Source organism: Pseudooceanicola aestuariicola (assembly GCF_045763785.1).
GTDB lineage: Bacteria > Pseudomonadota > Alphaproteobacteria > Rhodobacterales > Rhodobacteraceae > Pseudooceanicola.
Genome location: NZ_JBJGSF010000001.1, coordinates 1,231,584 through 1,242,723, shown reverse-complemented (window position 1 = coordinate 1,242,723; position 11,140 = coordinate 1,231,584). Strand labels below are relative to the sequence as shown.

General features: G+C 62.8%; 9 protein-coding genes. 3 read left to right on the top strand and 6 right to left on the bottom strand.

Going from position 1 to position 11,140, the window contains the following annotated elements; all coding sequences use genetic code 11:
• Positions 1–27: 27 nt before the first annotated feature.
• Positions 28–795: a cephalosporin hydroxylase family protein gene (locus ACI3GR_RS05620; protein WP_407493099.1), complete on the top strand. Its 768-nt coding sequence runs from the start codon at positions 28–30 to the stop codon at positions 793–795.
• Positions 796–847: 52 nt separating this feature from the next.
• Here the strand turns inward: ACI3GR_RS05620 and recA are convergent, their stop codons facing one another.
• Positions 848–1,924, bottom strand: coding sequence for a recombinase RecA (gene recA, locus ACI3GR_RS05615; RefSeq protein ID WP_407493098.1), 1,077 nt, complete (start codon positions 1,922–1,924; stop codon positions 848–850).
• 167 nt (positions 1,925–2,091) lie between these two features.
• On the opposite strand from recA, the gene ACI3GR_RS05610 reads away from it, so the two are divergent.
• The gene (locus ACI3GR_RS05610; RefSeq protein WP_407493097.1) at positions 2,092–2,682 is read left to right on the top strand and encodes a sulfotransferase family protein; all 591 of its coding nucleotides are present in this window, start codon (positions 2,092–2,094) and stop codon (positions 2,680–2,682) included.
• Here the strand turns inward: ACI3GR_RS05610 and ACI3GR_RS05605 are convergent.
• The 4 genes from ACI3GR_RS05605 to ACI3GR_RS05590 all read right to left on the bottom strand — a co-directional run bounded on the left by ACI3GR_RS05605 (position 2,679) and on the right by ACI3GR_RS05590 (position 7,572).
• The gene (locus tag ACI3GR_RS05605) at positions 2,679–5,021 is read right to left on the bottom strand and encodes an ATP-binding protein (protein WP_407493096.1); all 2,343 of its coding nucleotides are present in this window, start codon (positions 5,019–5,021) and stop codon (positions 2,679–2,681) included. The two genes, ACI3GR_RS05610 and ACI3GR_RS05605, sit on opposite strands and share 4 nt — an antisense overlap.
• 115 nt (positions 5,022–5,136) lie before the next feature.
• On the bottom strand, positions 5,137–6,306 hold the full coding sequence (locus tag ACI3GR_RS05600) for an RsmB/NOP family class I SAM-dependent RNA methyltransferase (protein ID WP_407493095.1): 1,170 nt from the start codon (positions 6,304–6,306) through the stop codon (positions 5,137–5,139).
• 61 nt (positions 6,307–6,367) lie between these two features.
• Positions 6,368–7,216 (bottom strand): alpha/beta fold hydrolase, encoded by an 849-nt coding sequence (locus ACI3GR_RS05595; protein WP_407493094.1) that lies wholly within the window; start codon positions 7,214–7,216, stop codon positions 6,368–6,370.
• A complete protein-coding gene (locus ACI3GR_RS05590; RefSeq protein ID WP_407493093.1) occupies positions 7,213–7,572 on the bottom strand; it encodes a hypothetical protein in 360 nt (119 codons plus the stop codon). Before ACI3GR_RS05590 ends, ACI3GR_RS05595 begins: the two co-directional genes overlap by 4 nt.
• Before the next feature lie 156 nt (positions 7,573–7,728).
• Between ACI3GR_RS05590 and ACI3GR_RS05585 the strand changes: the two genes are divergently transcribed.
• On the top strand, positions 7,729–9,786 hold the full coding sequence (locus tag ACI3GR_RS05585; protein WP_407493092.1) for an acetate--CoA ligase family protein: 2,058 nt from the start codon (positions 7,729–7,731) through the stop codon (positions 9,784–9,786).
• 7 nt (positions 9,787–9,793) lie between these two features.
• On the opposite strand, the gene ACI3GR_RS05580 is transcribed toward ACI3GR_RS05585, so the two are convergent.
• Positions 9,794–11,092, bottom strand: a complete 1,299-nt coding sequence (locus tag ACI3GR_RS05580) for a surface lipoprotein assembly modifier (RefSeq protein ID WP_407493091.1) — start codon at positions 11,090–11,092, stop codon at positions 9,794–9,796.
• Positions 11,093–11,140 lie beyond the last annotated feature (48 nt).

The following is an 11,140-nucleotide window of genomic DNA, read 5'->3' as shown; positions in this document are numbered from 1 at the left end:
ACCACACCTTAAACTTTGGAAAGACCCATGACTGACTTCAAACAAGAAATCGCTGGCCGCATCGCCAATCTGGAACAGGACAAAGAAATCAATCAGACCGCCGCCCGCTTTTTGCAGCAGTCGGCCGCTTTGCAGTATCCTTACAATTATCATTGGTTGGACCGCCCCATCATCCAATATCCTCAGGACATCGTGGCGATGCAGGAAATCATATGGGAGGTGCGGCCCGATCTGATCATCGAAACCGGCATCGCGCACGGCGGGTCGCTGATTTTCTCGGCCTCGATGTTGGCCCTTATGGACATGGAAGACGCGATCAAAAGCGGCGAGACCATCAACCCGGCAGAGTCAAAGCGTAAAGTTCTGGGCGTGGACATCGACATTCGCGCGCACAACAAAACGGCGATCGAGGCGCACGCGATGGCGTCGCGCATCCAGATGATCCAAGGCTCTTCCATCGCCGATGATGTGGTCGCGCAGGTTCGCGAGGTCGCAGCTGGCTACGACCGTGTTCTCGTTTGTTTGGATAGCATGCACACCCATGACCACGTCCTGGCCGAGCTTGAGGCCTATGCACCGCTGACGTCCAAAGGCAGCTATTGCGTGGTCTTCGACACGTTGATCGAAGACATGCCCGAAGGCACCTACCCCGACCGCCCTTGGGGCCCGGGCAACAGCCCGAAATCGGCAGTGCATGAATACATCAAGACCAATCCCGAGTTCGAGATTCAGAAAGACATCGCCCAAAAGCTGATGATCACCGTCACGCACGACGGCTTCTTGAAACGCGTCTAAGGACCACTGCCCACCAAAGAAAAGGCCCGGCGCTTTGGCCGGGCCTTTTTGGTTAAGCGTCCAACACGTCGTCGTCGGGGACGTCGGCATCGCTCATGTCGAATTCCAGACCGTGGGCAGCGCGGATCTTGTCTTCGATGGCGTAGGCGATTTCCTTGTTTTCCTTTAGGAAGGACTTTGCGTTTTCGCGGCCCTGCCCGATGCGTTCGTCGCCGTAGGAATACCAAGAGCCGGATTTTTCGACCACGCCAGCCTTGACCCCGAGGTCCAGCAGTTCACCGGTTTTCGAGATGCCTTCACCGTACATGATGTCGAATTCCACCTGCTTGAACGGTGGCGCGACCTTGTTTTTCACGACCTTGACGCGGGTCTGGTTGCCGACCACTTCGTCGCGTTCCTTGATCGCGCCGATGCGGCGGATGTCGAGGCGGACGGAGGAGTAGAACTTCAGCGCGTTACCGCCAGTAGTCGTTTCAGGGGAGCCGAACATGACGCCGATCTTCATCCGGATTTGGTTGATGAAGATGACCATACAGTTCGACCGCGCGATCGATCCGGTCAGTTTCCGCATCGCCTGAGACATCAGGCGGGCGTGTACGCCGACGGAGCTATCGCCCATGTCGCCTTCAAGTTCGGATTTCGGCGTCAGCGCCGCGACGGAGTCGACGATGACCATGGATACCGCGCCGGAACGGACCAGCGTATCGGTGATCTCAAGCGCCTGTTCGCCGGTGTCGGGCTGCGAAATCAGCAGTTCGTCCAGATCGACGCCCAGTTTCTTCGCATAGCCGGGGTCCAGCGCGTGTTCCGCGTCCACAAAGGCGCAGACGCCGCCCTTTTTCTGTTCTTCGGCCACGCAATGTAGCGTCAGCGTGGTTTTACCGGACGATTCAGGCCCGTAAATTTCGATGATCCGCCCCTTGGGCAGGCCGCCGATGCCAAGCGCGATGTCGAGGCCAAGCGATCCGGTCGAGGTCGCTTCGATCTGCTGGATGGCATCCTTGCCGCCCAGTTTCATGATCGAGCCCTTGCCGAACTGCCGTTCGATCTGCGCCAGGGCGCTGTCGAGCGCTTTTTGTTTGTTCTCGTCGCGCTTGCTATCCATGGAAAGTAAATCTGCCGTTGCCATCTGGTTCAGCCCCTTATTTCATACCCGATATTCGGCGGCAATGACCGCCTTTGTTCGCCTCTTGTTCTGTATGAGATCAAAAAGAGAACATTTCAACTAAAATCTTTCTGACTGACAGTTTTCGCCCTATTGGTTAAGGAAGCGTGAACAAGTTCTCGAGGGGTAAGATGCTGGTATTTGCAAAGGCCAAACTGGTGTTCCTGTCGGTGCCGAAAACCGGCACAACGGCCTGGGAAAAGGCGCTTGGCCCGGTGGCGGATATCGTGGTGAACGACCCGCCGGAGCTGAAGCATGCGCCGGTCTTTCGCTACAACCGGTTCTTTCGTCCGATGTTAGAGAAGTTTATCGCCGAAGACCTTGAGGTTATTGCCACAATCCGCGAACCCGTATCGTGGCTGGGCAGCTGGTATCGGTACCGCAGACGGCCTTTCATGCAGGGCAAACCGAACAGTACTTACGATGTAAGCTTTGAAGAATTTGTCGAGGCGTATTGCCAGGGCGACAAGCCGGCCTTCGCAAATGTGGGCAGCCAGGCAAAATTCGTTGAGCCGGCGGGAAATGGCACCCGCGTGACGCGGTTTTTCAAGTATGAAGATCAAGCCAGCCTGCACACCTATCTGGAAAACCGGCTGGATCGGCGAATCGAACTGACACAGGAAAACGTGTCGCCGGAGATGGCGCTGGAGCTTTCGGCCGAGACCGAGGCCAAGCTGCGCCGCAAATGTGCGGCAGAGTTCGCGCTTTACGCCTCGATCTAGCTGCCCTGCACTGTCTGGGTCAGTTCGGCGAGCGAAAACGGCTTGGGCAGGAAGGTCGAATTGGGGATGCGCGCCTGTTCGTCGCCAAAGTTTTCCTCGGCATAGCCTGACATGAAGATCACCCGCACATCGGGCCGTGTCGTCAGCGCCTGACGCACCCATGTGGGGCCGTCCATGCCGGGCATGACCACGTCGGTGACAAAGATATCGACGTGAAGGTTCTGATCTTCCAGCGTTTTCAAGGCATCCTCACCGCTTTCCGCCTCGATCACCGTGTAGCCGCGCAGACGCAGCGCACGAGAAGCAAAGGCGCGCACGGGGGCTTCGTCTTCGACCAGAAGAACGACGCCATCGGCATGTTTCGCGGTTTGAGAGGTGTCTTGTTCAGTCACTGTCATCAGGGTCGGGTCACTTTTGCTGGTGCGGAATAGAAGGGTGAAACAGGTCCCCTGCCCGAGGGTCGAATCGACAAAGATAAATCCCCCGGACTGTTTGATGATGCCGTAGGCGGTCGACAGCCCCAGCCCGGTACCTTCGCCCAGTTTCTTGGTGCTGTAGAACGGCTCAAACACCTTGGTCAGGCGGTCGGGCGGGATGCCGCAGCCGGTGTCGATCACCTTGACCGAGACGTATTCGCCTGGCGGCACACTGGCACGGTCGCGGGTCAGCGCGGTGTCATAGGTCACGCGTTCGGTGACGATGCGGATTTCACCGGCCCCGTCGATGGCGTCGCGCGCGTTCACCACGAGGTTCATAAGGACCTGTTCCAACTGACGTTTGTCCGCGCGGATCGATCCCAGAACCGTGTCATGGCTGAAGGACAGGGTGACCTTTTCCCCCACCAGCCGGTTCAGCAGATGCGTCAGATCGGCCAGCGTGTCGCGCAGGTCAATCTCCTCGGGGCGGAGGGTCTGTTTACGCGAAAAGGCCAGAAGCTGGTTCACCAGAGCCGCCGCCCGGTTGGAGTTCTGGTTGATCTGCATAAGGTCCGCATATTCCGGATCGCCCTGATCATGGCGCAGCAGCAGCAGATCGCAATGGCCAGAGATCGCGGTCAGCAAGTTGTTGAAATCATGCGCAACACCGCCTGCAAGCTGGCCGATGGCATGCATCTTCTGGCTTTGGACGAATTGCGCCTCAAGCGTCTTAAGCTCTGTCGCGTCGCTGAGGACGGCCATGATTGCGGGCTCTCCCCCGTCGTCATGGGCGTGTAGGGACATCTGGACGAAGGTTTCACTGGGCGATCCGGTCAGGCGCAGGAATTCGGGCGCGCCGACGCGGGCACCAGAAAGCGTTTCATCCATCCAATCGCTCAGCGGACGACCAAGGCCTTCGGTCAGGTCGATCAGCTTCACACCTGGCGCGCAGGCGTCCCCGATCAGGCGCAGCGCGGCGCGATTGGCGCGCTGCACACGGCCAGCGGCATCCAACCACAGCAGCGCCACGGGCAGATCTTCGACGACGTTCCAATCGGATTGCGTCGCGGGTACGGCGGGTTCAGGCGTGGCCAGCGGGGTCAGCGGGGTCAGCGCGATCTGACGGGGGTCGGTGCCCGAAACACCGGTGGTCAGGTCGGTGATCAGCATCGGCTGCAGGCCGCTGGCGGTGGCGACAGTGGTGACGGTGCCCCCCTCGGGTACGGCTGCATGGTCGACGACGTCGCGCAGCTGGTCGGGTGCCTGCCCCAGCAACGTCACAGCCCGGGCGTTGGCAAAGATCACCTTGCCACGCTGGTCGATCGTCAGGGTGGGCAGCGCGTCATCGCTGTCATCAGCCGCGGTGAAGGCCGGTGTCAGCGACCACATGATCAGCCCTGCGTCCAGACGCGTGGCGGACAGCGTCCACAGATCGGGGCCAAGGGCGATCTGGCGCAGGAACGACCCGGTGGAGGCGTCGCTGCGCGCAATGGCATCGGCATCGTCGGGGGTGAGCGGCGGCGCCTGTGTCAGCTTGTCCTTCGGCCCGATCTGCAAAAGGCGCCGGGCAGAGGGATTGGCGTGGCGAATGGTCAGTGCGGCATCAGTGATCAACCCCGCAGTGGTTTGCAGATCAAGCATCCGGGCCAGCGCGCCATCCGGTCCGGCGGCGCGCGCCATCCACCAGTTGCGCAGCGTCATTGCCGTGATCAGCGCCAAAAGGGTCGCCGCCGCGGCCAGCATCGACAGGCCAAGCGGACGCGGCAGAATGGATGTCGTCGCCATCACGGCCACGATAAACAAGACCAGAGAGGTCAGAACAATCGCAATCCAGAAGCCGGGCTGGCGCAACAGACCACCCCCGGCCAAGGGGATCGTCCCCCTGCCCGGCCCAAGCATTGCGTCGCCATCGGCCTGCGTCATCGTGTTCCCTGACCCATTCTAGTGCGTCTTTGCCCCGTCACAGACATCGCACAAAGGTGGTTAAGCAAAGGTTAACAAACCGTGTGCTGACGGGCTAAGGGCCGGGATTTTTCCGTTAGGCGCGGGTCAGGCAGGCAAGGAAAAAGCCGTCACCGCCGTCCAACGGGGACCAGCGGCGATCCATCGTCATCTGCCAGTCCGGGTGCGTGTGCAGGAATTGGGCGATCCGCTCTTCATTCTCGGCGCGCAGAAGCGAACACGTGGCGTAGGCCAGTGTGCCGCCGGGTGCGACCATCGGGGCAGTTTTCGACAGGATGTCAGACTGGATCGCCGTCAGGTCGGCCAGTCGGTCAGGCGTCAGCGCCCATTTGCCTTCGGGGGAACGCCGCCACGACCCGCTGCCCGAACAGGGCACGTCGCATAGGATCAGATCGTATGGTCCCTTGGGCGCGGCGTCGATCCGCACCTGCACACCCGCGCGGCGGGCGCGGTCCGGCAGGTCGTTCAGGCGAGCGCGGTTGGCGTCGTGGGCGGTGAACTCTGCCTTGACCCGTCCGGCCATCGACAATGTCTTACCGCCGCCGCCCGCGCAATAGTCCAGCACTTTCATACCGTTGGACAGGGGCAGCGCCGCCGTGACCGCTTGGCTGGCCGCGTCTTGCAGTTCGACCCAACCGTCCATGTAGGCGCGGCTGCGGGCGACCTGACGCGCGCCCGAGGTGACCTCTAACGCCGTGTCGGCCAGTGAATGCGGCTGCGTGTCGATCCCTTCGGACGTCAGGCTGGCCTGCGCGGTCGCGACATCGGTTTTCGCAAGGTTCACGCGCAGGAACACGGGCGCACGGTGGCGCAGGCGGTCGGCGACTGCGGGCGTGTCGTCGCCCAAGGCGTCCCGAAGCAGAGGCCACAGCCAATCTGGCATATCGCCCGCCACGGCCTCTGGCGCGTCTGACAGCACGTCCAAAGGTTTCGCCCGCGCCAATTCGTCCTCGGTCAATTCGGATGGGGCATGGCCCTGACCCGTAAAAACGGTTTTGGGATCAATGCCTTGCGCGATCAAATGGCCCAACATTAAAGCCCGGCCTTCTTCGGCCCCGCCAAGATAGGCGTAGCTGCGGCGGCAGCGCAGGGCGTCGAAAACATGGTCGCGGATGGCGGCGCGGTCCTTGGACCCGGCGAACCGGCTGCGGCGGGCCCATGTGGTCAGCGCCTGTTCAGCGGGCTGGCCCTGCAGGATGGCATCCAGCAATTCGGCGGCGGTGGCGATGCGGGCCTCTGGCGTCACGGGGCTACTCCTGTCGTTTCACGCCGGAGTAGCCAAAAGGCGCGCCAAGGGAAAGTGCGCCTTAGCCCGCGTCGCGGATGCGGGCCAGTACAGGTCGCAGATGTTCCATGAATTTCAACGGGTTTTCCGACATCGGGAAATGCCCCATCTCGGGCATGATGGTCAGATCGACACCCAAACGCTGCGCCAGATCGGCACTATCGGCGGGGGTGCAGGAATAATCGTATTCGCCCGTCAGCAGGTGGATCGGCACCTTGGAGGTGTCGATCTGGTCCAGCATGTCGCGCATGTCGCCATCGACCTTGTAGAACCACATATCCCCTTTGAAGACGCCCGGCCCGCCCTGCATATAGTGCCAGCGGGTTTCGTCCTTGTCGGCCTCGGGGCTTTGCGGCGCCATCAGTCCGTATGCGATTGCCCCACAGATGCGACCGCCGTGCACATCGGCGCGGTCCAGCCAGCTTGTGTCGTAATAGGGTGCCACATGGGCCGAGGATTGCAGGCCAATCAGGGCGCGGAACCTTTCGGGGTGGCGATGGGCAAGGTGCAGAACGATCCTTCCGCCGATCGAACACCCCATGGCGACGGGCCGATCCAGCGCCATCGCATCGCAAAAGGCGATGATCTGCGCGATATAGGCGTCAGAGCTGAGTTGATAGGGCTGATCCACTTGGCCTGCGGGCGGGGACGATTTGCCATGCCACGGCATATCAAAGACCATTACCCTGAATTCCTTGGTGATGTCGGGATCATTCAGCAGCGCGCGATATTGCCGCCCGTCACTGCCTGCGGTGTGAAGGCAGACCAGCGGGATGCCCTCTCCGGCCTCTTCCCAATAGATGCGGTGGGATGTGCCGTCGATGTCTATATGGGCATAGCGGCCCGTGATCGGTTCAATCTGAACGGTCATTCTGCGGCCCTCAGCGACGCCAGCAGCCGCTTGACGTAGTAGAGATGCGCCATCAGCGGATGAAGGTCGCCGTCGAACCGGATCGCGCCCCGCCGCAGCAGCGCGATGATGTCGTGATGGCCGGGTTTCGGGACCGGTTGCAGGAAGGCCGCCCATTCGTCGGCACTGGCGCTCAGCCGGGTCTGCCACGAAGGCAGCACGAAGGGGCCAGAGGTCACCTGCATCACCGCCCCGTCGCGGATGGTGACGGCGGTGTCATGGTCATCCGCTTGCAGCATCAACGCCCAATCCAAGCCTTGGGCCATTGCGGCCAAATCGCTGCCCGGCCCGGCGGTACGGGTGAGTTTTTCGAACATTCGCGGCCTCCTCCGACAGGGATGCTACTGCGGGATACGCAGGGCGCAAGGAATTTCGGTATGCCGTAAGTCTGGACATCAGGCACCTATGGTCGAAACTTTTCGCTTTTCGATCCGACACCCTTCATTATGGTATACCAAAATGGAGGAGAGATCGTGACCCCCGACCTAAGCGCGCTGATCGCGCCGTCCCGTGTTGCGCTGATCGGTGCGTCAGATACGCCGACGCGCCTGACCGCGCGGCCGCAGCAGTTCCTGACCGCGCATGGCTTTGGCGGAGAGGTCGTGCCCATCAATCCGCGGCGAGAAACCGTTCTGGGCGCGCGGGCCGTGCCTTCGATCACCGACGCGGGCGCGATTGATCATGCCTATATCCTGTTGGACGCCGAACCTGCGATGCAGGCGCTGACAGACTGCGCGGCGGCGGGCGTCAGGGTCGTGTCGATGCTGGCCGATGGCTTTGCCGAGGCCGGGCCGGAGGGCGCGGCCCGACAGGCCCGCGCCGCCGCCATCGCGAAAGAAGCCGGGATCGCGCTGATCGGCCCGAACTCTACCGGGGTTGTGAACCTGACCAATGGGTTCGTCTGCACCACCAATGCGGCCTTCGTGGATCCTGCGATCCCGCGTGGCGGATTGACTGTTCTGTCACAGTCCGGGTCGATGACCGGGATGCTGGCGTCGCGCGGCACGGCACGCGGGATCGGCTTTGCCAACTTCATCTCGACGGGAAACGAGGCGGTAATGGATGTGGGCACCTTGGGACTGTCGCTGTTGGACGATCCTACCACCACGTGTTTCGCGCTGTTTCTGGAAACCGTGCGCGATGCAGGCGCTTTGGAACGGTTCGCGCAAGAGGCTGCAAAGCGTGGCAAACCGATCGTGGCCTACGTTCTGGGGCAGTCTGACGAAGGCCAGCAACTGGCCGTGTCGCACACCGGGGCCATCGTCGGCGCGGCGGGGGCCATCCCGGCATTCCTGCGCGGGATCGGGATCACGGTGGTGACGATTTTCGACGCGCTTTTGGATGTGCCGGGCGCGCTGGTGAAGGCCCGCGCGCAGCCTGACCGCCCCCGGACCGCGACCGTGCTGACCACCACGGGCGGCGGCGGAGGCATGGTGCTGGACCAGATCAGCGCCCGAGGGGTCGAGATCGCCGGTTGCGGGGCGCAGACGCGGGCCAAGCTGGGGCCACAGGGCATCGCACTTGGGTCTGGTAAGCTGGTGGATGTGACCATGGCCGGGGCCAGACCGGATGTGATGGAGGCGGTGATCGGATCCCTGCTGGCCGATCCCGAAACGGGCGTTCTGGTTGCGGCCATCGGATCGTCGGCCCAGTATAATCCCGACCTGACGGTGGACCCGCTGATCAAGGCGCTGTCTGCGGCCCCCGACGGTCACGCGCCCTTGGTCACAATTCCGCTGCCCCATGCGCCCGACGCCTTGCGCCTGTTGGCCCAGACCGGCGTGCCCGCGTTCGCCAGCGTAGAAAGCTGCGCCGAAGGGGTCGCGGCACTTCTGGCCGACCCTTTGCCCGGCCGGGGCGATACGCCCTTACCGCAGACCGCAAGCGGCCTGTTGAACGCCGCCCCCGCAGGCGTGATGGACGAGGTCGCCGCCGGAGAGGTCTTTGCCGCGATGGACATCGCGCAGCCCGCGCAGGTGGTGTTGTCGCCGGATGGCACCGGCGACGTGCCCCTGACCTATCCCGTGGTGGCCAAGCTGGTGTCCCCTGACCTGCCACACAAGACCGAGGCGGGCGCGATCCGGTTGAACCTGACCGACGACGCCGCGTTGCGCCACGCGGTGGCCGATATGCTGACCGAAGCGCCCTGCCCCGTTCGTGCGGTGCTGGTACAGGAAATGGCCACGGGATTGGGAGAGGCGTTGATCGGCCTGACCCGCGACCCGCGCGTCGGGCCGATGGTCACGCTGGCCGCCGGCGGCATGCTGGCAGAGGTGTTGGGCGATGCGGTCATGCGCCCTGCGCCTGTATCCATCGACGCGGCGCGCGACATGGTGCGCCAGATCAAAAGCTTTGCGCCGTTGCGGGGCTATCGCGGCAGCCCGCCCGGGGATCTGGAGGCGCTGGCAGAACTGGTTGCAAACGTCAGCACGCTTGCCCGGCATGAGCGTGTGCAAGAGGCCGAGATCAACCCCGTTCTGATCCGCGCCGACGGCGTGATGCGGCTGGATGCGCTGATCCGGCTGGGTTAGGCGCCGCTCAGAACTCTCGGGTCAGGCGGACATCCACCAACCCGCGCGACGTGTCGTTGAAGGCCGCGTTCGACTGATTGCGCTGGTAAGACACAGACACCTGCGGCGCGAATCCCGCTACCACCAGATCACGCTTTGTCACCGTCAGGCCAATGTCGAACCGGCGGTCTTTGCGCGGCACTGTCAGGCCGGGATAGAGGTCTTTGTAGGTCCGGACGGCGGCCGTGGCCTCAATGTAAGTGGTGAACCCGGCTGAAAATTCCTTGTAGTAGCCAAGGCCCAGCTTGGCCTCGTCAAAGGAAAACCGGGCCTGCGCTTTGCGCCCGAAACTGGCCCCTGCGATGAACCGCACGAAGGTATCGGGGCCACCGAACCGATCCAGTTGCACCGGAAGCGTCAGGAAATGGCCGTTGTCACCGGGCACGAGGTCATAGCGTTCATAGCGGTATTCCGGCCCGAGATAGAGCCTCCAGCGATCACCTAGCCGCGTGTTCGTCTCAAACGACAGGCCCGAGTAGCTGTAGGTGCGGTTGCCATCGACCGTCGCGCCGCCCAAAAGCGCGCGGGTCAGCGCCGTGCCGCGGTTCAGGCGGTGTTCCAGTCCGAAGGATAGTTGCCCGCTAAGGTTCGTGCGTTTGATCGACGGGAAGTGTTCGACCTTGGCATCCAGCGCCGTGATCAGTGCGCTTTGCGTTCCGACCTCGGCCCGGTAGGCAAGCTGCCCGCCAAGGGCGAGGCCGATGCCGGACTGGCGCTGTTGGTTGGCAGGGATCGCCCCGATGACCGGACCGATCGACACGGTCGTTCGGTCGGTGCCGCCGTTGATGTTGCTGCTGGGCAGGAACGAGACATAGCCGCGAAAGCTAAGCGGGCGTTTCTGATCGAGGCTGCGCAATAGCCCGGAGATCTGGCCGCCCAACTGGTCGTCCACCCCGGCGGCGATCAGGCGTTCGGCCTGCGCCCGGGCAGTGTCGTGCATGTTGAGCCGGGCAAGCGCCCCGGTCATGGCGATGCGGACAAGGTCCAAATCGGGCCTTTGCGCAAGGATGGCACGGTAGATACGCACCGCATCGGCATCGCGCCCTTCGGCACTGGCCGCCTGCGCATCTACGTAGGCCACGCGAAAGGCATAATCGGCATCCCCCGGGCTATAGGCGCGCGCAAGGCGGCGGGCGTCGTCAGTCAGCCCGCTGGCGATCAGCGCACGGGTGGTTGTTTGCAGCTGGGCGGTGGAATTGACCGTCACCGTCTGGCCCGTCGACAACCGCGCGGTCAGCGCCAAGGCCGGGGCGTGCCACGCGGTCATGGATAAGACCGCAAAGGCCAAAGCGCGGACGGCAGAGGATGTCTGCCG